This is a genomic window from Mesobacillus sp. (assembly GCF_057785455.1).
Genome location: NZ_JBYNSB010000030.1, coordinates 113,611 through 134,729, shown reverse-complemented (window position 1 = coordinate 134,729; position 21,119 = coordinate 113,611). Strand labels below are relative to the sequence as shown.

General features: G+C 44.4%; 23 protein-coding genes. 7 read left to right on the top strand and 16 right to left on the bottom strand.

Annotation, left to right across the window (positions count from 1 at the left end; all coding sequences use genetic code 11):
• The first annotated feature begins 5 nt into the window (after positions 1-5).
• On the top strand, positions 6-695 hold the full coding sequence (locus AC3EBE_RS11885) for an aspartate/glutamate racemase family protein (protein ID WP_488595239.1): 690 nt from the start codon (positions 6-8) through the stop codon (positions 693-695).
• A gap of 28 nt (positions 696-723) precedes the next feature.
• Complete coding sequence (locus AC3EBE_RS11880) at positions 724-1,491, top strand: cobalamin-binding protein (RefSeq protein WP_488595238.1); 768 nt, start codon at positions 724-726, stop codon at positions 1,489-1,491.
• A 302-nt stretch (positions 1,492-1,793) separates the two neighbouring features.
• Here AC3EBE_RS11880 and AC3EBE_RS11875 read toward each other — a convergent pair whose 3' ends face one another.
• From AC3EBE_RS11875 to AC3EBE_RS11855, 5 genes are all read right to left on the bottom strand, one after another.
• Positions 1,794-2,504: a 3D domain-containing protein gene (locus tag AC3EBE_RS11875; protein ID WP_488595237.1), complete on the bottom strand. Its 711-nt coding sequence runs from the start codon at positions 2,502-2,504 to the stop codon at positions 1,794-1,796.
• A 361-nt stretch (positions 2,505-2,865) separates the two neighbouring features.
• Positions 2,866-3,186, bottom strand: a complete 321-nt coding sequence (locus AC3EBE_RS11870) for a YuiB family protein (RefSeq protein WP_488595236.1) — start codon at positions 3,184-3,186, stop codon at positions 2,866-2,868.
• A 128-nt stretch (positions 3,187-3,314) separates the two neighbouring features.
• Complete coding sequence (locus AC3EBE_RS11865) at positions 3,315-3,437, bottom strand: YuiA family protein (RefSeq protein WP_488595270.1); 123 nt, start codon at positions 3,435-3,437, stop codon at positions 3,315-3,317.
• Between the two features lie 156 nt (positions 3,438-3,593).
• Positions 3,594-4,076, bottom strand: coding sequence for an NUDIX domain-containing protein (locus AC3EBE_RS11860; RefSeq protein WP_488595235.1), 483 nt, complete (start codon positions 4,074-4,076; stop codon positions 3,594-3,596).
• Between the two features lie 667 nt (positions 4,077-4,743).
• Entirely contained in the window at positions 4,744-5,961 is a 1,218-nt protein-coding gene (locus tag AC3EBE_RS11855) for an NAD(P)/FAD-dependent oxidoreductase (protein WP_488595234.1), read from the bottom strand.
• 374 nt (positions 5,962-6,335) lie between these two features.
• Between AC3EBE_RS11855 and AC3EBE_RS11850 the strand changes: the two genes are divergently transcribed.
• A complete protein-coding gene (locus tag AC3EBE_RS11850; protein ID WP_488595233.1) occupies positions 6,336-7,331 on the top strand; it encodes an NAD(P)/FAD-dependent oxidoreductase in 996 nt (331 codons plus the stop codon).
• Positions 7,332-7,380: 49 nt separating this feature from the next.
• On the opposite strand, the gene AC3EBE_RS11845 is transcribed toward AC3EBE_RS11850, so the two are convergent.
• On the bottom strand, positions 7,381-7,743 hold the full coding sequence (locus AC3EBE_RS11845) for a HesB/IscA family protein (RefSeq protein ID WP_488595232.1): 363 nt from the start codon (positions 7,741-7,743) through the stop codon (positions 7,381-7,383).
• A 185-nt stretch (positions 7,744-7,928) separates the two neighbouring features.
• On the opposite strand from AC3EBE_RS11845, the gene AC3EBE_RS11840 reads away from it, so the two are divergent.
• Entirely contained in the window at positions 7,929-8,615 is a 687-nt protein-coding gene (locus tag AC3EBE_RS11840; protein WP_488595231.1) for a DUF2225 domain-containing protein, read from the top strand.
• Positions 8,616-8,682: 67 nt separating this feature from the next.
• Here the strand turns inward: AC3EBE_RS11840 and AC3EBE_RS11835 are convergent, their stop codons facing one another.
• The gene (locus tag AC3EBE_RS11835) at positions 8,683-8,922 is read right to left on the bottom strand and encodes a YuzB family protein (RefSeq protein ID WP_488595230.1); all 240 of its coding nucleotides are present in this window, start codon (positions 8,920-8,922) and stop codon (positions 8,683-8,685) included.
• A gap of 245 nt (positions 8,923-9,167) precedes the next feature.
• Here AC3EBE_RS11835 and AC3EBE_RS11830 point away from each other — a divergent pair, with 245 nt between their 5' ends.
• Positions 9,168-10,235, top strand: a complete 1,068-nt coding sequence (locus AC3EBE_RS11830; protein ID WP_488595229.1) for an NAD(P)/FAD-dependent oxidoreductase — start codon at positions 9,168-9,170, stop codon at positions 10,233-10,235.
• Between the two features lie 486 nt (positions 10,236-10,721).
• Here AC3EBE_RS11830 and AC3EBE_RS11825 read toward each other — a convergent pair whose 3' ends face one another.
• Complete coding sequence (locus AC3EBE_RS11825; protein WP_488595228.1) at positions 10,722-11,051, bottom strand: YuzD family protein; 330 nt, start codon at positions 11,049-11,051, stop codon at positions 10,722-10,724.
• A 152-nt stretch (positions 11,052-11,203) separates the two neighbouring features.
• On the opposite strand from AC3EBE_RS11825, the gene AC3EBE_RS11820 reads away from it, so the two are divergent.
• A complete protein-coding gene (locus tag AC3EBE_RS11820) occupies positions 11,204-11,440 on the top strand; it encodes a NifU family protein (protein WP_488595227.1) in 237 nt (78 codons plus the stop codon).
• Between the two features lie 48 nt (positions 11,441-11,488).
• On the opposite strand, the gene thrB is transcribed toward AC3EBE_RS11820, so the two are convergent.
• The 5 genes from thrB to yutH form a co-directional block, all read right to left on the bottom strand.
• Positions 11,489-12,424, bottom strand: a complete 936-nt coding sequence (gene thrB / locus AC3EBE_RS11815) for a homoserine kinase (protein ID WP_488595226.1) — start codon at positions 12,422-12,424, stop codon at positions 11,489-11,491.
• Positions 12,421-13,482: a threonine synthase gene (gene thrC, locus AC3EBE_RS11810; protein WP_488595225.1), complete on the bottom strand. Its 1,062-nt coding sequence runs from the start codon at positions 13,480-13,482 to the stop codon at positions 12,421-12,423. Before thrC ends, thrB begins: the two co-directional genes overlap by 4 nt.
• A complete protein-coding gene (locus AC3EBE_RS11805; protein ID WP_488595224.1) occupies positions 13,479-14,777 on the bottom strand; it encodes a homoserine dehydrogenase in 1,299 nt (432 codons plus the stop codon). Before AC3EBE_RS11805 ends, thrC begins: the two co-directional genes overlap by 4 nt.
• Positions 14,778-15,356: 579 nt before the next feature.
• Positions 15,357-16,334 carry a 2-hydroxyacid dehydrogenase gene (locus AC3EBE_RS11800; RefSeq protein WP_488595223.1) on the bottom strand — a complete coding sequence of 326 codons (978 nt, stop codon included), beginning with the start codon at positions 16,332-16,334 and terminating at the stop codon, positions 15,357-15,359.
• Between the two features lie 87 nt (positions 16,335-16,421).
• The gene (gene yutH / locus AC3EBE_RS11795; RefSeq protein WP_488595222.1) at positions 16,422-17,429 is read right to left on the bottom strand and encodes a spore coat putative kinase YutH; all 1,008 of its coding nucleotides are present in this window, start codon (positions 17,427-17,429) and stop codon (positions 16,422-16,424) included.
• 214 nt (positions 17,430-17,643) lie between these two features.
• On the opposite strand from yutH, the gene AC3EBE_RS11790 reads away from it, so the two are divergent.
• Complete coding sequence (locus AC3EBE_RS11790; RefSeq protein WP_488595221.1) at positions 17,644-18,147, top strand: phosphatidylglycerophosphatase A family protein; 504 nt, start codon at positions 17,644-17,646, stop codon at positions 18,145-18,147.
• A gap of 47 nt (positions 18,148-18,194) precedes the next feature.
• Here the strand turns inward: AC3EBE_RS11790 and AC3EBE_RS11785 are convergent, their stop codons facing one another.
• From AC3EBE_RS11785 to AC3EBE_RS11775, 3 genes are all read right to left on the bottom strand, one after another.
• A complete protein-coding gene (locus tag AC3EBE_RS11785) occupies positions 18,195-18,959 on the bottom strand; it encodes a TIGR01457 family HAD-type hydrolase (RefSeq protein ID WP_488595220.1) in 765 nt (254 codons plus the stop codon).
• Positions 18,960-19,169: 210 nt separating this feature from the next.
• Complete coding sequence (locus AC3EBE_RS11780) at positions 19,170-19,607, bottom strand: DUF86 domain-containing protein (protein ID WP_488595219.1); 438 nt, start codon at positions 19,605-19,607, stop codon at positions 19,170-19,172.
• Between the two features lie 21 nt (positions 19,608-19,628).
• Positions 19,629-20,918 (bottom strand): EAL domain-containing protein, encoded by a 1,290-nt coding sequence (locus AC3EBE_RS11775; RefSeq protein ID WP_488595218.1) that lies wholly within the window; start codon positions 20,916-20,918, stop codon positions 19,629-19,631.
• Positions 20,919-21,119: the final 201 nt, after the last annotated feature.

Sequence of the window (21,119 nt, the reverse complement as noted above, 5' to 3'; positions counted from 1 at the left end):
TTTTTATGAAAACAATCGGCCTAATCGGAGGAATGAGCTGGGAATCCTCCGCTGAGTATTATCGAATCATCAATGAAGAGGTAAAAAACAGATTGGGCGGGCTGCATTCTGCCAGGTGCCTCTTATATAGCGTGGACTTTAGTGAAATCGAAGCGTTCCAAACAAATGGCGAATGGGACAAGGCTGGCGAATTATTGGGCAATGCTGCAGTTTCATTGGAAAAAGGCGGAGCCAATTTTATCATAATATGCACCAACACGATGCATAAGGTCGCCGATTCAATCCAGGCACGGATCTCAATTCCGATTTTGCATATCGCTGAGGCGACAGCGGATCAGATTAAGAAATCCAGTCTGGCTAAAGTTGGGCTTTTAGGTACCAGATATACAATGGAGCAAGACTTTTACAAATCAAGGGTCGAAGCCAAAGGAATTCAAGTTTTAGTACCTGAACAAGCTGATCGGGACATGGTAAACAAAATTATTTTCGAAGAGTTGTGTTTAGGTGAAACCAAGCCTTCATCCAGGGAGTATTATAAAGAGGTCATTAGATCTTTAGTGAAAAATGGTGCAGAAGGTATCATTTTAGGCTGTACGGAAATTGGTTTATTGGTAAAGCAGGAGGATGCTGCTGTTCCTTTATTTGATACAACACATATCCATGCAATGGAAGCCGTTAATAAAGCACTATCTTAAAATTTTTATCTTATGGCAGGTGTTTACAATGAAAGTCGTGTCACTATGCCCCAGCAACACTGAGGTTATGGAGTTTTTGGGCCTGACTGAGCTTCTGGCCGGGGTCGATGATTTTTCGGACTGGCCCGAATCAATTAAAGACCTCCCGAAGCTTGGACCGGATCTTTCCATCAATTTGGACCTTGTCGAGGAATTAAAGCCTGATCTCGTTCTGGCCTCCCTCAGTGTACCGGGAATGGAAAAAAATATCGAAGGCCTTAAGGACCGGGGAATTCCCTACATCGTCCTGAATCCTCAATCTCTTCTCGACATTGAAAATGATTTGATTTTAACAGCTCAAGCTTTGAACATGCCAGATCGCGGAATTCAAGCGGCACAGAGCTTTAGGCAAAGGCTTGAAGCAGTCAGGCAGCGGGGTGCCGAAGCGGCGTATAAACCGAAGCTGTATTGGGAGTGGTGGCCAAAGCCTGTTTTTACACCTGGTAAAATTAACTGGCTAACTGAGATTTCTGAAGCTGCCGGAGCTGAGAATGTGTTCAGGGACGTCGAGCTGGCCAGTGTCCAGACGGACTGGGATGATGTGAAATCGAGAAATCCCGATTACATATGCATCGCCTGGGTTGGTGTCAGGAGACAGAAAGTGAAGAAGGAACTGATTACAGGACGTCCCGGCTGGAGCGAGCTGGACGTTGTGAAAAAGGACAGAATCCTTATTCTTGAAGAAGAATTATATTGCCGTCCGTCACCAAGGCTCCTGGACGGTCTGGAGAAATTATACAGCTTGATTCATTCTTAATATTAAGACTCAGTTAAAGCTGTTGATTTTTAAACCTGTTGATTGTAGTGGAAGGCGCGTAGACTCCTCCGAAAATGCTATCGCATTTCCATCGTGCGTGGGTCCATTCGAGGAAGCTTTTCAGAGTCCTGCGAGCGCAGCTGGACAGGTGAGACCCCGCAGGAGCAAGGCGACGAGGAGGCTCAGCGCCAGCCCCGCGGAAAGCGAAGCGCCTGGAACGAAAATCAACAGCCTTGTTTAACAGAGCCAATATTAAAAAAGGCAAACTCCTTAGGGAATTTGCCTTTTTTGATTATGGTATATTAAGATTTCTTGCCGCCAATATATTGCTGGCGGAAGACCTGCATGGATTCATTTTCATTTAGGGCTTTAAGATCGGCTTCCGTCAATTTGCCGTCGCCCATTTCAATTATGTATACATCAAGCGTCTTTTTTCCCCATTGCTCGTATACATCCTTCACGGTGTCATAATAAAGATCTACCTTATTCCCTTTGATCGCACCGCCTTTGTCAGCCACGACGCCGAAACCGTATCCAGGTATGAAAAGGACGGTTCCGATCGGGAAAACATTTAAATCCGCCGCTACAGTTGAATATAAATCACGTTTTACTTTTACACCTGAGTATGTAATCCCATATTCCGGGTGTCCCGGGTTCTTTCCGGTCGATTCAATCCCTGCCGTATAACCAGTGGCGATGATCGTCTTTTTCGGATACTGTGACCAGTTCAGCGCTTCCTCAAGTGATGGCGGGGTACCCGATACTTTTTCACTTGAAGAAATTTTCGTCTTGAAATCTGTCACTTTTTTCAAAAATTTAAATGCCAGTCCGATTGATTTTTTCTTATGGTCATATTGTGTAGTTTCCGCCTGAGGCGTCCCTTCACTGTCAAAAATATATGTAGCAAATGTTGAAGCTTCTACTCCTGATACTGATTGAAAAGTGGATGTTATGGCAGCAAAAAATAAAACCGCCATCGCTGAGCGTTTGGCCCATATTTTTAAAATATTCATATAATTTTTCACTCCTCCCAAATCTATTAATTTCCCAATGAGACAAGAAATATTCCAAAAGGAGCAAAAAAGTGCCATAAGACCCATTTACACTTCCATTTAAAGTAAGATTTTACGTTAGTTTTTATCCTGGAGAAGTTTTTTATGCAGAACAAAAAGCGGAAGCGCCTCGTTCTGCCCCGAAATGCACTGGAGGGCCTGACAGTGAAGTCGTTCTTTGACTTCATTGTCAGGACCGAAGTGTCTCGAGGGGCTAGGCGCTGAAGCTAGATTAAGACAACTCAATAGTTATCCACAACAAAATCATTTTATAATTATCTATAAAACAAAAAAAAAGACCTTCAAAATTGAAGGTCTACTTTTAAAACATCTGATATCCTTTTTTCCTCAAAAGCCTGATTACGACTCCAGCTAACAGGGCTCCAGCCATTCCGCTGCTTAAAATCAGGATGTCTGCCATTGCAAGGCCAGTGATTTTCTGGCCAAGTTCATTGAAGGCTTCCCCGCTATTTGTAAAATATTCTATAAACCTCACCTGATCAATGATAAAGATGGTGATCAACGGATAGATGACCGCCATGATCCAGGACATTCTCAATAACATATTCAACAAAAAGCCTATTCCAAAAAACAGGACGAAAAACAATAACATCGAAATAATGAGTGTTACAATTGTCAGCATCTTAATCCCCCCATACACATCATTTCTAGTTTACTGTTTGTCCTTTTTTGAGTCAATGAAATGGTGAGCTGTTCAGGCAAAAGAAAAAACCCCGCTTTATGCGAAGGTTCAAGATGCAATGCTATTATTTATTTTGATTTTCCTGAACCACTGCAGCAAGAACATGTTTCTGAACCGCCAAGCAGTAATTGGAAGTATCCTTTACCTGAGCAATATTGGCATTCCTTTGTGTCCTGAGTGTAATTTTTCATCATCTGTGTCTCTCCTTTTATAATTGAATTTTCTGATAATATATCAGACATTCAATCACTTTGAAAAGGTCCAAAAAAGAGCAAAAAACTAGCTTGAAAACGGATACATCATGTTTTTTCTTCGTTTTTCTGTCACTTTCTTTAAATTTCAGAAAATTATAAAAATAATTTATATGCCGTGTAATGAAATTGCTTGCCGGGGTCTAAACCCTCGATACCAGCCTTAAAGCTAGGTACAGGCTGTTCCAGCAAAAACTTTAGAAGCAATGAGCTATCCTTGTCCCTTAACAGCGACTCGGCTTCTATAAATTGCGCTTCATACAATTCGCTTTCCTGGACAATGATCTCCTGGTTCTCCAAAGGGCTTAGCAGGAAAACAAGCATATTATCACTAATGGATTCACGGATCACCCCTGTCCTCAATCCAAGCAGCCCTTCTACTTTGCATTGAATTCCCGTTTCTTCGAGCACCTCTCTAATCACAGCCTGATCAGCCGTTTCCCCCTCTTCCACAAAACCCGCCGGGAGTGACCAGCTGCCCTTCAAGCCCCCGTAGCGTTTTTTCACAACAAGCCATCTGCCAGTTTCATCAATGGCAAGTCCAGCTACCCCCAGCCAGACATTTTCCCGTTTACTCATATTATTTACCTGCCTAAAGACATTTTTTATAAGAACTGTTTTCTATGTAATATGTACCTATACTAAAAAGTCCCTCACTTTTAAGCGTAGGACACTATACATTTAATTGCAACAAGATAATAAGTTGCGTATCTGACAGATTTGAGCGACTATCGCTTTTTTTGTCCAGAGGAGGGTTGCTTTCAGACAGGGTTGACTCGCTTCCTCCAATTTCTGTCCGAATGGGGCTTGCTTTCGGACAGGATTGACTCGCTTCCTCTAATTTCTGTCCGAATCCAAATAGGGCTCGCTTTCGGACAGCTTTGTGTCGCTCGACTCAATATCTGTCCAAATGACGCTTGGTTTCGGACAGCTTTATGGCGCTTTCCCCTCCCTACTGGCAGAATCGTAACTCCGGAGGTTTTTTATGCAGATCTCCTTTAATACTAAGGCTCTGTTAATGCCGAATGTTGATTTTTAAACCCTGTTGATTGTATAGGAAGACGCGAAGACTCCTTCGGGATGAAGCGGGCAGGTGAGACCGCGCAGGAGCGAAGCGGCGAGGAGGCTCAGCGAACGCCCCGAGGAAAGCGATGAGCCTGGAACAAAAATCAACAGCCTACTTTAACAGAGCCTAATACTAAAAAACAGGCCTCCCCTAAAGGAAGCCTGCTTCATTATTAAAACATTATAAAATGTTGAATTTACCTTTTTTAAGAACTAGTGATGGTCCGCCGATCATGTAAAGTGAACGGTTGTCGATGATTTTCTTCATGATAGAAGCTTTCGTGCCGACCATTTTCTTGCCGAATGCTACGCCGATTGCGTCGTCTTCGCCAAGTGAACATACAGTTCCTTTGATATCTGGAGTGAATGTTTCCAGCTCTGTTTTTCCACGTACAAGCGCAGCCAGATTTCTTGCACATACTTCACCTTGCTGCATTGCAATCTGTGCAGTTGGCGGGTATGGACGGTTGATTTCTTCGTTGATGATCAATGAGCAGTCGCCAACGATGAAGACATTGTCTGACCCTGGAATACGAAGGTCCGGCTGAACTTTTACACGTCCGCGCATTGCTTCGATACCAGATTTTTCGATGATAGAGTTTCCGCGTACACCAGCAGCCCAAACGACTGTACCAGCTTTAATTTCTTCTGCTTCTTCTTCACCTTTAGCAACAACGATTCCTTCTGGAGTCGCTTCTTTGATTGCTGTACCAATGCGGAATTCCACGCCTTTTTTCTCGAGCTGGGCAACTGCATAGTTTACAAGCTCAGGGTCGAAGCCAGGAAGAACCATAGGTGCAGCTTCAACACAGACGATTTTCACCTTATGGAAATCAACATCGTATTCGCGGCAAAGCTCAGGCACGCGGTTTGTCAATTCTCCAAGGAACTCGATGCCTGTGAAGCCGGCTCCGCCGACAACGATTGTCAGGCGCTCGTCTTTTTTCTCTGCTTCAGTGTTGTATGTTGCGAATTGATATTCAATATGTTCACGAATCTGTCTGGCAGCATTCACGTTGACGATAGAGAAAGCATACTCCTTCAAGCCTTTAATACCGAAAGTTTCAGATTCAGCACCCAGGGCAATGACTAGATAATCATAGATGATATCTCCGTTTTCAAGAATTACGCGCTTTTCATCCATTTTAATTTCTTCAACTGTGCTCTGGATGAATTCAACCTTGTGACGGTCAATTACATCACGGATGTCGTATCTTACTCTGTCATGGTGCAACGTTCCTGCTGAAGCCTCGTGCAGCCAAGTAGTTTCATAATGGTAATCGTTCTTGTTCACTAAAACGATGTCTGCTTCGTTTACTCCAACAGCTTTTTGCAAACGGGTAGCTGTCATTAGTCCCCCGTATCCTGCTCCTAAAATTACGATCTTTGGCTTTCTCAAAGTGATCACTTCCACCTTTTTAAAATATTTTTGGTCGAATGGCTCATCTCTATTTGCTGCCATATTGAACGAAATAAGTTTGTGATATTATTCACTAAAATGTTCAAAAAAATGTCTTAAAAATGTCACAAAATCTTAACATTCATGCCTACCATACATAATATTCTTTTTCCAAGCCATTTTCAACCCAAACCATTAACTTAGAAATATTCAGAAAATAGTCCTTTTCTACTGCTTTATTACTAAAATCCACTTTTTTGCCTAAATAATATTGTTCCAACTTGATTCTTCTATTATGATTGTTAGTTTTGATTTCTTTTTTATGGTATTATAAAAATTGGAGCAATTTTACTACATAGTGAGGGGGATATGGAGTGAAAGAAGATCAAAAAGTTTATGACATCACGATTATCGGCGGGGGGCCAGCTGGTCTGTTCACTGCTTTCTACGGCGGAATGAGACAAGCATCAGTTAAGATTATCGAAAGTTTGCCACAACTAGGCGGTCAATTATCTGCACTTTATCCTGAAAAGTACATATATGATGTTGCCGGTTTCCCGAAAGTCCGTGCTCAGGAGCTGATCAACAATCTTAAGGAGCAAATGGCGAAGTTCAATCCTGCCACTGCTCTGGAACAGTCTGTTGAAAAGCTTGAAAAACTTGAGGATGGCACAATCAAGTTAACCACTGATAAAGAGGTTCACTATACTAAATCTGTCATCATCACAGCCGGCAATGGTGCATTCCAGCCGCGCAGGCTTGAACTTGAGAGTGCAGCGCAATACGAAGGCAAAAACCTGCATTACTTCATTGATGACCTCAACCAATTCGCTGGCCAAAAGGTCGCTGTATTGGGCGGCGGAGATTCTGCTGTTGACTGGGCATTGATGCTAGAGCCAATCGCAGAACAGGTTACAATCGTACACCGCAGGGACAAGTTCCGTGCACATGAACACAGTGTTGAGAATCTTCAGAACTCTAAGGTAGATATCAAGACTCCTTACGTGCCTGTAGAGCTTGTTGGCGATGGCAGTAAAATCAGCCAAATCGTCCTTCAGGATGCGAATGGCGAGGATACTGTAACAGTTGATGTTGATGCTGTCATCTGTAACTTTGGTTTTGTTTCATCACTCGGCCCAATCAAGGAATGGGGACTTGAGATCGAAAAGAACTCCATCGTCGTCAACTCAAAAATGGAGACAAACGTTCCTGGCGTATATGCTGCTGGCGATATTTGCACATACGAAGGCAAAGTAAAGCTTATCGCAACAGGTTTTGGTGAAGCTCCAACAGCTGTCAACAACGCAAAATCGTACATCGATCCCAAAGCTAAGACACAGCCGCTTCACAGCTCATCTATGTTTAAATAAAAATTCCAATATAACAAAAAGCAAGGTCCGCGGACCTTGCTTTTTCCTTTTAGCATTCTTCAGGCGTTCCCTCGCGCGTTGCTGTTTTGAAGCTTGAACCGCAGCCGCATGAAGCAATGGCATTCGGGTTATCGATCGTGAACCCGCCGCCCATCAGGGATTGCTTATAGCTGATTTTCGTCCCCATCAATACAGGAGCACTCTCCTTGTCAACAAGGATGCGGATGCCATGCTGCTCCAATTCTGTATCTCCATCTTCCACCTCGTGGGCAAAGCCCATTCCATATGAAAGGCCGCTGCAGCCGCCGCCTTTAACAGAAACACGAAGATATGCGTCTTCTGTTTCGTTTTGTTTCATCATATCTTTAACCTGCAATGCAGCTTCTTCTGTAAGAATCACAATGTTTTCCATTATTTCAAACCTCCTTAATCCCTTTATTATAGTATACTCACTGTTTTTCCAATCCTCAACCAATCAATCTGAAAAAAGAAATACAGGATTATTTTTGCAAGAGTGGCTCCAATCCCTGAGATTACCTGGTATAATATACCTAAGTTTCCGGACGAAAAATATAGGTCATTCGGCAGGTGATGAAGATGGCTCAGCTACATCCGTTATATGACAAAAAGTATACTTGCTCCATGTGTGAAAAAACTTTTACAACGAAAAAGGTGCGTTCCCGGTTTGTGAAAGTGCTCAGCTATGATACTGATTTTGCCCCTGTGTATGCCGGAGAATCGGAAAATCCTAATTTGTATTATGTGAATGTCTGTCCCCATTGCGGCTATTCCTTTACTGAGGAATTTGGCAATTATTTTCCGCCTGGAACAAAAACAGCCATCACAGAAAAGATCTGCAGCCAGTGGGTACCCCGGGATTTCAGCTCGGAACGGTCATTGCAGGAAGCTGCGAATACCTTCAAGCTTGGGGCCTATTGTTCTTCGTTAAAAAAGGAAAAGCATATTGTCACAGCAGGCCTTTATTTAAGATTGTCATGGCTTTACCGCCTGCTGAAAAACGATGAACAGGAATTCCGCTTTTTAAAAATAGCACTCAATGAATATACCGAATCATACAGTACCGGTGACTACAAAGGTACCCAGGTGTCGGAAATCAGGCTCATGTATTTAATCGGTGACTTATCTAAAAGGATAGGGAATACTCAGGATGCGGTGAGATTTTTTTCACGTGTGATCGAAAAGCAGCGGCAATCTGTAGAGCCGCAGGTCGTCCAAATGGCAAAGGACCGATGGGCTGAGATGCGCGAGGAACAAAGCGTCTAATATTTAAAGACTTTATAAAAATTAACAGGCTGGCAAAGGGAGAATACCCCTGCCAGCCTGTTTTATATTAAAACATTGGATTTTCGTCCAAATATTTATAGATGTTCTCTACCAATTCTTCCGGAGTGTCGCCAATAACAGGCTCCCCATTTACAAGCGCAAACATATACTGTGCGCATTTGCCGCAATAACCTAGGCAGCCATATTCGATGACATCCAGGTCCGGGTCTCTTTCCAGCTCTGCCCTTGCCTTCTGAGCACCGCTCGCAAGGTTGCTGATACAAAATTCAATGATTGGCTTTATCATTCCATTCACCTCTCTACTAATTTTTAATCGTACCTTTTTTCCAGTAATACGTCAATTTCTCAAGCTTGCACAGTCCATAAAATTGTTGTTATTTTGTCACAATTTCGTTATACTTTTTATGGTGTTTAAACGAAGCAAATAAATATATCAAAATAATTTTGAAAAATGTATCCGTTTACGGATTTTTGAGACGAGCCAGAAAAACTTCATTAACTGTTTTGAAGAGTTAAAAAGGAGAAATTCACATGAAAAATCTCGTTATCCTGGGTGGCGGCTATGGCGGCATGCGGGTCCTGCAAAGATTGCTGCCGAATGACCTGCCTGAAGATGTATCCATTACTTTGATCGACCGCGTACCATATCACTGCTTGAAGACCGAATATTATGCGTTGGCGGCTGGCACGATTTCAGACCAGCACATCAGGGTTTCTTTTCCAGAACATCCGCGCCTTCAGATTAAATATGCGGAAGTGACCAAAATCAATATTGATGAGAAAAAGGTTGAACTGAAAAATGGAGAGCCCGTGATTTTTGACGACCTGATCATTGGATTAGGGTGCGAGGACAAGTATCATAATGTACCGGGTGCTGATATCTTCACTTACAGCATCCAATCAATTGAAAAATCACGTGCAACTTACGAAGCTTTGAACAATCTGCCAGCTGGATCAACAGTATCGATTGTTGGAGCAGGGCTAAGCGGTGTTGAGCTGGCGAGTGAATTGGCGGAGAGCCGAAAAGACTTGAAAATCAAGCTATTCGATCGCGGCAACCACATTCTTTCCGCTTTCTCAGAAAGACTTAGCACCTATGTAGAAAACTGGTTTGATAATCATAATGTTGAAATTATCAATAATGCTAATATCACAGAAGTTCAGGAGAATGTCCTTTACAATCATGATGAACCGATTGTCTGCGATGCCATTGTCTGGACTGCTGGCATTCAGGCAAACAAACTCGTCAGGGAACTTGATGTTGAGAAGGACGGAATGGGCCGGGCAGCGCTGACTCCTCAGCATAATATCCCTGGCTACGAAAATGTTTATGTAGTCGGCGATTGCGCCAGCCTGCCGCATGCACCGAGCGCCCAGCTGGCGGAAGGACAGGCAGAACAAATTGTCCAGGTACTGCTAAAGCGATGGAAAGGCGAGCAGCCTCCTGAATCCTTCCCGGCGATCAAGCTAAAGGGAGTCATCGGCTCACTCGGCAAGAAACATGGCTTTGGCCTTGTGGCAGAACGCCCAATCACTGGCCGTGTCGCGCGTCTGCTTAAATCGGGGATTTTGTGGATGTACAAGTATCATAATGGCTGATTTTATGGAGGACCGGGCTTTCATGCCTGGTCCTTTTTTGCTGTCGGGACTGGAAAAAATGTGAACTTCGCCAATAAAATTAGATTTTCACCAGATTAATGCTGATTGGTGGCAATAAAAGTTTTCCGTTCGATCTTATGAAATAAAGGCTCTGTTAAAGAATAATATTATTTTTTAAACACCTGTTGATTGTAGTGGAAGGCGCGTAGACTCCTCCGAAAATGATATCGCATTTCCATCGTGCGTGGGCAGGTTCGGGGAAGCCTATTCAAAGTCCTGCGGGTGCAGCTGGACAGATGAGACCCTCAGGAGCAAAGCGACGAGGAGGCTCAGTGCCAGCCCCAAGAAGAATTTGCTTATGAAAAAGCCGGCAATTGGGCGTTTCATAATTCTTCAGCGGAAAGCGAAGCGCCTGGAACGAAAATCAACAGTCTTGTTTAATAGAGACAAAATAGAAAAAGCACCCCAACTGGGATGCTAATCGAATCAAGACGCTGAAACATAACCGTATTTCTCTAATTCTGCGTAAATCGTCTTCAGTTTTGGATTGCCTTCACCGACAATTTTTCCTTCGAGAAGGACAACCGGGTAAAACATGTCTTCTTCGATGACTTTTTCGGCAAATTCTTGCTTGTCCTGGTCTTCGGGCGGGTTGTAAATGTCTACGTATGTGATCTTGAATGGCTGATCAGCATATTTGCGGCTGATTGCAGCTTCCAGCCACTCGTACGTTTCTTTTGAGGATGGCAGGTTCACGCAGCTTGGGCACAGGACTGCAGCGCCGTAGACAACAATTTCTACCTCTTTCCGTTCCATTATCAATTACCCCCTGGTATTTTCTTTTATTTTACTATACCATTGAAAGTAATGATAAAGAAAAAACTGTTGTTTATTGGTTTTTCAGTTTATTCAATAGATTTTTCCGGCTGATGTGATTATAATAAGTATTATGAAAGGAGTCGATTTGCATGACTGAACAACAAATGTTAGAGCAAGTACAGGAAGTATTAGATAAATTGCGCCCATTCCTTCTTCGTGACGGAGGAGACTGTGAACTAGTTGATGTTGAGGATGGCGTGGTAAAACTTCGCCTGCTAGGTGCATGCGGAAGCTGCCCAAGCTCCACAATCACTCTTAAAGCAGGAATTGAACGCGCACTTTTAGAAGAAGTACCTGGCGTAGTTGAGGTTGAACAGGTATTCTAATCATGATAAATACAAAGCGGTTTTGCCCAAAAGGCAAAACCGCTTTTTTTATTCCCGGTGAGCACCCTGCCGGTCAATTTCCAAGGCATGAATCTCAAAGCCGGAAAGCTCCCTTTCCAGCTCTTTCGCCAGCCTGCCGCCTTTCCCAGGTTCAGCAAGGCAAAGAATGGAGGGGCCTGCACCGCTCAAGGCTACACCAAAGGCTCCTGCTTCGAGCGCTTTAGCCTGGACATCATCATAAAAAGGTACAAGCTCCTTCCTGTATGGCTGATGGAACAAATCTGCCTGAATCATTTTACCAGCCAGCTTCCACTTGCGTGTGATCAGCGCTGCGATCAGCTGGTTTGAAATTGCACTGGCATGGACAGCACGTCCATACTCAAGCACTCCCGGCAGTACATCACGTGATGCCTCCGTCAGCAGCTCCACTCGAGGAACGACAAGAACAGGATCGAATTCGATGGAATCCAGTGGAGTCAGCTGCACTTCCTCTTCAATCTGGCTGCCGATGACAAAACCGCCATACAGGCAGGCTCCAGCATTATCCGGATGGCCTTCAAATCTCGTGGCAATCTGCAATTTTTCCTGCAGGCCCAACTCCAGGCCACAGAAACCATCAGCTAGCTCAATCCCAGCCACGATGGCTGCGGCACTTGAGCCCAGGCCGCGCGCTAACGGGATATCACTCTTGACCGACACCTTCAAAGGCGGCATTTCCTGCTCGTACATTTTTGCAGTCTTAATGGCAATCTGGCTGATGAAGTTTTGCTCGTTGCTTGGGAATTCGACCAGCTCTGGTGATAGGGCAGTTATTTCCCAGCTTGATGCCCTCTCAGCCTGCAAAATCAGATAAAGGTTCAATGCGACACCTATCGAATCAAAACCAGGACCAATATTTGCAGAGCTTGCAGGCACTTTTACCATTACCTTTGGGCTCTGGGCCAAAGACTCCCTTCCCCTTGCTGCCTCATCCAGGCCATTCATTGGCGGACAACTCCCCTGATATGCTCACTTACAACTTGTTCGTCGTTCGGAAGCAGCACAGGAGAAATGACGCTGTGCTCAATCGCTGTGGCAGGATCCTTCAGCCCATTTCCGGTCAATACAGCGACAATGCGTGAGCCGCGCGGGATTCCACCCTGCTTTAATTGTTTATGGATGCCAGCAAGTGAGGCACAGGAAGCAGGCTCAGCGAAAATACCTTCAGCGGAAGCAAGCTTGCTGTACGCCTCGAGGATTTCTTCATCCGTGACGAAATCAATTTTGCCGTCAGATTCCTGCTGGGCATTCACGGCTAAGTCCCAGCTGGCTGGATTTCCGATGCGGATGGCGGTGGCAATCGTTTCTGGCTGTTGAATTGGGCTTCCCTGGACAATCGCGGCTGCACCTTCAGCTTCGAATCCGAACATTCGCGGCAGGCCAGTTCCTTTTGCCGAATCGTATTCTTTGAAGCCTTTCCAATAGGCACTGATATTGCCTGCATTTCCGACCGGGATGGCAAGGATGTCCGGGGCACCGCCGAGCTGGTCGCAAATTTCGAAGGCGGCCGTTTTCTGCCCTTCAAGCCGGTAAGGGTTAACCGAGTTTACGAGAGTCACAGGTTCAGTCTCGCTGATGGCCCTGACCATTTTTAAGGCTTCGTCAAAGTTTCCTTCAATGGAGACGATGCTGGCGCCATACATGACTGCCTGGGCAAGCTTGCCCATGGCAATCTTCCCTTCGGGGATGACAATGATACAGCGCATGCCTGCCCTTGCCGCATAGGCTGCAGCGGAAGCGGATGTATTCCCGGTAGAAGCGCAGATCACTGTATCGCTTCCTGCCTCCTTCGCCTTCGCCACTGCCATCACCATGCCGCGATCCTTGAAGGACCCCGTTGGATTGGCTCCCTCTACTTTTACATAAAGGTCGATTCCCCACTCCTTCGAAAGCTGGTCAAGGCGGATTAACGGGGTATTTCCTTCATGAAGAGTCAGCCTGGGCGTATTTTCATTGATTGGGAGGAATTCTTCATATTCGCCTAATAAGCCCTGCCATCTCATGCACTGACACTCCCCTCTACCCGATATGAGCTTTTGATTTCCTGGAGGACAGGAAGATCTCTCAGCTTCATTAAAATTTCTTCATAGTTTCTTAGAGATGCTTTGTGTGTTACGACAACAATTTCCGAAAGCTCTTTTTCTTCTAATGGCATTTGCAGGATTTTTTCAAAGCTTACATTATGATTGGAGAATAACGATGTAATTTCTGCAAATACGCCAACTTCGTCATGGACATGCAGACGGAGGAAGTATTTAGAATGCACTTCGCCGTCATCCTTCAGCTGCTTCTGGTATTGAGGAGTGACAGATGTACTGCCATTGACTCCTAATCTCATATTCTTCACTACCCCGACTAGATCCGAAACAACAGCAGTAGCAGTCGGCAAGCTTCCGGCGCCCGGACCGTAAAACATTGTTTCACCTACAGCCTCTCCATAAACATAGACTGCATTGTACTCATTTTGGACGGAAGCAAGCGGATGGGAATTAGGCAAAAGTGCCGGCTGGACACTTACCTCAACCTTATCCTCTTCGCGGTGGGCGATACCCAGCAGCTTCATTGTGTAGCCAAGCTGTTTGCCGTATTGCAGGTCTTCCTCTGTAATATCAGTGATTCCTTTTACTTTTACATCATCAAGGTCAATTTTCATCGAAAATCCTAGTGAGGCCATGATCGCCATCTTCCTTGCAGCATCCAGCCCCTCCACATCCGATGCAGGGTTGGCCTCTGCATAGCCAAGCCTCTGTGCTTCTTTCAACACTTCATCGTAGGCAAGTCCTTCATTGGTCATCTTCGTTAAAATATAGTTCGTAGTCCCGTTCACGATCCCCATCATCTTCGTGATCCGATCAGATGCAAGACCTTCCGCAAGACTCCGTAAAATCGGGATGCCGCCTGCAACGCTCGCTTCATAAAAAAGGTCACAGCCATTGTCATGGGCCACAGTCAAAAGCTCTGACCCATATACCGCCATCAAATCCTTATTGGCTGTCACAACATGTTTCTTATTTTTCAGGGCGCGCAATAGATGCTCGCGCGTATCTTCAATCCCGCCCATAACCTCAATGACCACATCAATTTCAGGATCATCAAGAATATCAGCCGGGTCAACCGTCAAAAGTGAGGCCTCAACCTTGACTTCCCTATCTTTCACGGGATCCTGTACAAGAATCTTTTTTACCTTAACCGGACAGCCCACCTGGTGCATCAGTTTATCCTGGTGGTTTTCAATGATTTTCACTACCCCCGAGCCCACTGTACCTAAGCCAAGAAGTCCAATTGAGATTGCCTGCATTTCCTCTTCCCCTCTCCGTGTCTTCCTTAAAAGAACAACTGTTTATATATAGTAGACATTATAATAACCATAGCATGCTTTTACAAGGCATTTTTATCTGCCTTTGAAGCATGTAAACGCTTAATCGTATGCGGCTGTAAGCGGAAAAAATTTTTAGTCTATTCTTTCTTTTCTGTTTGTTTAAATGTTATTTTTTCAATGACAGTATAAAAATAGCCTTTCCCTGATGCAGGAAAGGCTCTGAATGTAGGCATACTCGTTAAAAGTCGTGGTTGTCTGCAGTCTTATTCAGTTTGGATAATACATGGGGCTGTTGATTTCCGTTCCAGGCGCTTCGCTTTCCGCGGGGCGTGCGGTGAGCCTCCTCGTCGCTTTGCTCCTGCGGGGTCTCACCTGTCCAGCTGCGCCCGCAGGACTCTGAAAAGCTTCATTGAATAGGCCCACGCACGATGGAAATGCGTTAGCATTTTCGGAGGAGTCTACGCGCCTTCCACTGCAATCAACAGGACTTAAAAAAGGGTACAAAAATACTAACAAACATTTTGTAATCACACATATGAAGTAAAGGCCTTTGATGCTCTATTGCAATACTTGTTTATTAACGATTGTTTTCGGGCTGTCTCCATTTAAGACAGCTTTTACATTGTCACAGCAAAGGGTGATCATTGCAGTCCTGGTTTCTGTGCTTGCACTGCCGATATGCGGGATGGCGGTCACATTAGGCAGCTGCAGGAGCGGATGATCTGGCGAAATTGGTTCCTTCTCGAATACATCGAGGCCTGCCCCAGCGATTTCTCCATTTTTTAAGGCCTCATACAAAGCCTGCTCGTCCACTACAGGCCCACGGCCAGCATTGATGAAAATCGCGCTTTTTTTCATTTTTGTGAAGACATCGGCTGTAAACATGTTTCTTGTTTCAGGAGTCAACGGTGCAAGTGAGACTACATAATCCGAGTTTGATACGAGTTCATCGAGGGATGTGTATTGGGCACCCATCTCTGTTTCGGCATCCATCTTCCGGGAGCGATTGTGATACAGGATTTCCATTCCGAAGCCTTTTGCCCGCCTTGCAACTGCTTCACCGATTTTACCCATGCCAACGATCCCGATGGTCTTTGAATAGATATCATGTCCGGCTAGCAGATAAGGGCTCCAGCTCTCCCATTTTCCTTCTTTTATATATTCAGCTGCCTCTACAATCCTTCTTGCAGTTGCCATCAGCAATGCAAAGGTAAGGTCTGCCGTTGTTTCTGTTAGCACATCTGGTGTGTTTGCAACAAGGATGCCGCGTTTTGTCGCAGCTTCTACATCGATATTGTCATAGCCGACTGCAAGGTTTGCGACTATTTTAAGGCTGCTGCCAGCATTAAGCAGTTCCTCATCCACTTTATCGGATAGCATCGTTATCAATCCGCTTGCCTTCTTTGCTTCCTCTAATAAAATATCTCTTGGTACAGGAATATCTTCATGATCCCACATCTTCACCTCAAAAAGCCCCTTCAATTCAGCAATCGTTTCTTCTGGAAGTTTGCGGGTAATATAAACATACGGTTTCATGGACATTCTCCTTCATGTAAGCGTTTAATATCATAGAATAATTTTATTCTACCACATTTCACGCTGCTGCTTTGAAGGAAATTCCAGCTACCGTAACAGCCAATCTACAGCTGGAATTTTTGCGGCTTTAACCGGCACTTCAGACAGCTGATAAAAATTGCTTAAAAACCGTTCATGGTCGCTGGTCTGCTTCAAGTATTTCTGCAGCTGGTCCTCAATTTGATTCTTTGTCTGTTCCGATTGTGTAATATAATAATTTTCAACTGCTTCAAAGTAGTGCAGCGGGAAAAGCAATCGGGCATAGATCAATCTCCACGAAAAAGGTGATAATACTGTCATGCTTTGATATTCTGAAAAGAAATTCTTGATATCAGGCTGTGATGTCTGGATGTTGGCAAAATAACGGTCCCTGACCCATTCGGCCATATCCCTGCTTGCATGGTCGAATACCCAGTCAAAAGGATTTTTTACAAAATACGAGTCCCTCCAGATGGTGGCCGTAAACCGTTCATGGCAAACCGTTCCATGGTCAATCCTTGTTGGCTTGTCATCAAGCTCGGTGTCGACAAGATACTGGATCGCATTTTCAGCGAGCCCCATATAATATGGGTAGGATTCAAGGAACATCCGTTCAAACTCACTCTCAGGTTCCATATATAGCTTGCCTGTCCAGACCTTCTCCATCTGGTCCAGCCTCTTCTCCCAAAGCTCCTTCCATTGTCCTACTCTGCTTCGGATTTCGACCTTGAAAGGAATATGCCTTCCCCTGGCATGGAATTTTGCCAGTTTCCTTCCTGTTTTCTTCATTTCTGGTGCAGGGTCAGCACGGTTCATCAGTACACAATATTTATTCCCCTGCCACTCGCAAATTTGCTTGCCATCCTTGTCAGCCAGCAGCTTTGAGACATTTCTGTCCCCAAAGTTCTGCATATGCTCAGCTATTTTGGAAAGCTCGCTAATTTCTTGCTCTTTTAAGCCATCAGCCTTCATAATTAAATAAAGCCCTTCATTTTGCTTATATCCATGATATCTTCCAAGAGATACTTCTGAATCGGCAGAAATCCCATATACTTCTTTTAACATCCTTTGAAGCATTTTTTTGGCCACCTCATTTCAAGAACCGCTTTTAACAAATATATGTTTATCATCTGAAAACTTGTATGGACATGATCATGAATAAGCGGCATTATTTTGGAAATGATTAAAGGGGTGAATCGCTAGCACAAAAGTGATTATGGGGAATAATTTAGGATAAATAGGTAATAAAGGGATATGAGAAGCTGCAATCAAAAAAAGAAAGGTGATGCAGATGTTAGAGAAGAAACGCGCAATCCATATGACAGAGGAAACAGCACGGAAATGGCTCCACGAACGTGGTGTTGAAATAAAGGATATTGCGGAGCTTGTATTTTTCCTGCAGGAAAAATACCATCCGGACCTTCAAATGGAGGACTGTATTGAGAACGTAGAACGTGTGCTTTCGAAACGGGAAGTACAGAATGCGATCCTGACGGGAATCCAGCTTGATATTCTCGCTGAGGAAAAGAAGCTTGGAGAACCGCTGCAATCGATCATTGATACAGACGAAAGCCTTTATGGCATCGATGAAATACTGGCATTTTCCATTGTTAATATTTATGGATCGATCGGGTTCACTAATTATGGATATATCGATAAGCAAAAACCGGGAATTTTGGAAAGGCTTAATGACAAATCATCTGGCAAGTGCCATACCTTCCTTGATGACCTGGTCGGTGCGGTGGCAGCTGCTGCATCCAGCCGCCTCGCACACAGAGCAGCTAATATTGAATAGATAAACAAGAGGACGTGAAGCCATCTAAGCTCCACGTCCTCTTGTTTCTAGACTTCCCAATCATCAAGGGAATCGACTGTATAGGTCGGCATTTCCTTGTAGCCCTTGAGAAGCTCTTTCGTTGTTACTCCTGTGTGCACGAGAAGTGTGTCCATTCCTGCTCTCATGCCAGCAAGAATGTCGGTGTCATAATAGTCCCCTACCATCAATGTCTCCTCTTTCTCAGTGCCAAGTACCTTCAGTGCCTGTTCCATGATCACGGACTCCGGCTTTCCGATAAAGATTGGCTGTGTTTGAGTGGAGACCGCGATCACCGAGGTCAGCGAACCATTGCCAGGAAGCAAGCCGCGTTCCGTTGGTATAGCGATGTCCCCGTTGGTTGAAATGAAGGTTGCCCCATTTCTAACCGCAAGGCATCCAACAGCTAGCTTTTCATATGTAATCCCACGGTCAATTCCAGACACAACAAAATCAGCGTCCTCCCCTGCAAACTTCAGACCCTTCTCTTCAACCGCCGTAAGAATACCTTCCTCCCCAATCACATAAACAGAAGCATCCGGTTTTTGCTCATAAATATAATTTGCAGTAGCCTGGCTTGTGGTAAAAACCTGTTCCTCTGTTGCCGGAATATCGAAGCTTCTCAGCTTTTCCGCTACCTGTGCAGGTGTACGGGATGAATTGTTTGTAACAAATAAATAAGGTATTTCAGCCGCAATCAGCCTTTTAATAAAGTCGGAAGCAGCTTCTATTCTCTCGGACCCCTTGTACATCGTTCCGTCTAAATCGATTAAATATCCTTTGTATTTCTTCATGGCCATCACTCCTAACATTATCGTACCCGAATTTTAATTTTATAAAAGCTTTAGCTGAAGTGCAAAGAACAGGGCTTGGAGTAAAGGGCGGGGGCATGATGTTCATGCTTCCAGAATGAATAGCCGGCCAAAAACCAGTTCGCGCTACTCCAGTCCGAAAACAAAACAGAAAAGAGACTGCTTCAAATCGCGGTCTCTTTTAGCATAATATCACTTTTTAAACGCAGACACTGGTCCGAGTTCGTTTGTTAAGTATTCACGTACCTTTTCGGAAAACAGCTTCAGATGCGGCATTTCTGCTTTATATGATGCTTTTAATGCTTCATGGTCTACAGCTGTATACTGCTGGACGAGCATCTTCCTGAACAGGACAATTTTTTTCAGTCCTATGCTCATTTCAGGTGTTACGACTTTTTCATCGTCCAGAATATCGATGATGTCTTCGTAGCTCCCCGGGTCGCGCATGATGAATCCATCAATCATGGCATTTCCCACGTCGAGGATCGCTTCAATCATCGTATGGGCAATGCGTTCAAAAGCGGCCTGCTCCATTGGTGTTTCCCAAGACTGCTGGGTTTCAAAAAAGTCGATCTGTCTGTCCAAAAACGCAAGTGTTGTTTCGATTTGTTCTCTGTCGACAAAGTACATTGCAATCACCCCACAAAGATGCTAGACGGTCTTGAGCAATCCAGGCCGGGCATAAAAGTAGCCCTGAGCCAATTCTACCTTATTCCTAGTAAGAACCGAGGCCTCGGCCTCACTTTCGATACCCTCGGCAACGACAATGGAGCCTGCCTCCCGTGCCACTAGCAAAAGCCCCTTCAGCATGGATTCCTTTACTGAATTTTTGTCGATGTTCTGGATTACGGACCGGTCAATTTTTATCACGTCCGGCATGATTTCGCTGATGGTGTTCAGGCTGGCATAGCCTGCCCCTGTATCATCCACCGCAATTTTTATCCCCATGCCTCTTAACACCTTTATATTATAGATAAAATTTTCAATTCCCTCAATCGAATCCCTTTCTGTTACTTCAAAGGTGATCTGACTTGGCTTGATGCTTTTATAGCGTTGGAGCATATTTTTCAAGTCGCGGATAAAACGTGAGTTGCCAAGTGTTATAGGCGTAAAGTTAATGAAAATATCATGGGTGCAGCCTGTTGACCTGATTTGCTCGAGTGATTTATCGAGCACAATCATCTCAAGCTCATACAGCATGTTTGTCTGCCTGGCGACTGAAAAAAGCTGCAGCGGGCTTTCCAGAGTCGTCCCTTCTGGACCGCGTGTGAGCATTTCCCATGCCCTGATTTCCTTGGTTGCCACATCGATGATTGGCTGTGCGAGCAGCTTGATCTTCCTTTTTGAAATGATTTTGTTCATCTCATAAACCATTTCATTAAAATCAGACTGTATTCTTTTTTCTGCCATTGCGAAGGCCTGCTGATGGCCTTTTAATACTGCTTCATGGACGGATCCAACCGTTTTATCAATAAAAATGTAGCCCGTATCAAAAACAGGCTGGACGGTAGGATACTCATGGAACAGCCGGCTTTCGGCCTCACGCAGGATCTTCTTCATCTTCGTATCTATTTCAGAGATACAATGTCTGTTATGGTCAATCCTGATGAACAGGCTGAGGCTGTCACTATAATAATCATGAAGGACAATCATGTCCTGCTGATCGATTTCTTTTTCAATCACCGCTTTGAAGTGCTTTTTCAGTGCTTTTGAGTACTTCCAATTGTGGTCACCCATCTGGGCTGCCAATTCACGGTGATTTTTGATGGTGTATGCGATGACAGCGACTTCACAGCCATCCTTAAATGCTTTCTTTACCCCTGATACAACAGGGTTCCGCAAAGTAAACTGAGGAGGGTAATAGCAAATTGATGAATGCGGCAGCATTATTTTTCCCCAACCAAGCAGGTTGTCAACAACGCTAGTTATGCGGCGGGCCATAAGTTTCAATCCTCTCAGATGCTTAGAACTTTTAGTTAATTGTACCATATTTATCTAATATAGAGCTTTTTTCCTAGATAGTATTTCGAAATATTTTTATTTTTTTCTGATTAATACAAAAAAACTTCTGTTCCTTATAACTAGGATGTTGATTTCCGTTCCAGGCGTTCGCTTTCCGCCGAGCTGGCGCTGAGCTTGCTG

Excerpts from the sequence above, each read along its gene's own strand:
- AC3EBE_RS11885 (WP_488595239.1), top strand. The coding sequence starts at position 6 with ATGAAAACAATCGGCCTAATCGGAGGAATGAGCTGGGAATCCTCCGCT.
- AC3EBE_RS11880 (WP_488595238.1), top strand. The coding sequence starts at position 724 with ATGAAAGTCGTGTCACTATGCCCCAGCAACACTGAGGTTATGGAGTTT.
- AC3EBE_RS11875 (WP_488595237.1), bottom strand. The coding sequence starts at position 2,504 with ATGAATATTTTAAAAATATGGGCCAAACGCTCAGCGATGGCGGTTTTA.
- AC3EBE_RS11870 (WP_488595236.1), bottom strand. The coding sequence starts at position 3,186 with ATGCTGACAATTGTAACACTCATTATTTCGATGTTATTGTTTTTCGTC.
- AC3EBE_RS11865 (WP_488595270.1), bottom strand. The coding sequence starts at position 3,437 with ATGAAAAATTACACTCAGGACACAAAGGAATGCCAATATTGCTCAGGT.
- AC3EBE_RS11860 (WP_488595235.1), bottom strand. The coding sequence starts at position 4,076 with ATGAGTAAACGGGAAAATGTCTGGCTGGGGGTAGCTGGACTTGCCATT.
- AC3EBE_RS11845 (WP_488595232.1), bottom strand. The coding sequence starts at position 7,743 with ATGGAAAACATTGTGATTCTTACAGAAGAAGCTGCATTGCAGGTTAAA.
- AC3EBE_RS11840 (WP_488595231.1), top strand. The coding sequence starts at position 7,929 with ATGGCTCAGCTACATCCGTTATATGACAAAAAGTATACTTGCTCCATG.
- AC3EBE_RS11835 (WP_488595230.1), bottom strand. The coding sequence starts at position 8,922 with ATGATAAAGCCAATCATTGAATTTTGTATCAGCAACCTTGCGAGCGGT.
- AC3EBE_RS11830 (WP_488595229.1), top strand. The coding sequence starts at position 9,168 with ATGAAAAATCTCGTTATCCTGGGTGGCGGCTATGGCGGCATGCGGGTC.
- AC3EBE_RS11825 (WP_488595228.1), bottom strand. The coding sequence starts at position 11,051 with ATGGAACGGAAAGAGGTAGAAATTGTTGTCTACGGCGCTGCAGTCCTG.
- AC3EBE_RS11820 (WP_488595227.1), top strand. The coding sequence starts at position 11,204 with ATGACTGAACAACAAATGTTAGAGCAAGTACAGGAAGTATTAGATAAA.
- thrB (WP_488595226.1), bottom strand. The coding sequence starts at position 12,424 with ATGAATGGCCTGGATGAGGCAGCAAGGGGAAGGGAGTCTTTGGCCCAG.
- thrC (WP_488595225.1), bottom strand. The coding sequence starts at position 13,482 with ATGAGATGGCAGGGCTTATTAGGCGAATATGAAGAATTCCTCCCAATC.
- AC3EBE_RS11805 (WP_488595224.1), bottom strand. The coding sequence starts at position 14,777 with ATGCAGGCAATCTCAATTGGACTTCTTGGCTTAGGTACAGTGGGCTCG.
- AC3EBE_RS11800 (WP_488595223.1), bottom strand. The coding sequence starts at position 16,334 with ATGAAACCGTATGTTTATATTACCCGCAAACTTCCAGAAGAAACGATT.
- yutH (WP_488595222.1), bottom strand. The coding sequence starts at position 17,429 with ATGCTTCAAAGGATGTTAAAAGAAGTATATGGGATTTCTGCCGATTCA.
- AC3EBE_RS11790 (WP_488595221.1), top strand. The coding sequence starts at position 17,644 with ATGTTAGAGAAGAAACGCGCAATCCATATGACAGAGGAAACAGCACGG.
- AC3EBE_RS11785 (WP_488595220.1), bottom strand. The coding sequence starts at position 18,959 with ATGAAGAAATACAAAGGATATTTAATCGATTTAGACGGAACGATGTAC.
- AC3EBE_RS11780 (WP_488595219.1), bottom strand. The coding sequence starts at position 19,607 with ATGTACTTTGTCGACAGAGAACAAATCGAAACAACACTTGCGTTTTTG.
- AC3EBE_RS11775 (WP_488595218.1), bottom strand. The coding sequence starts at position 20,918 with ATGGCCCGCCGCATAACTAGCGTTGTTGACAACCTGCTTGGTTGGGGA.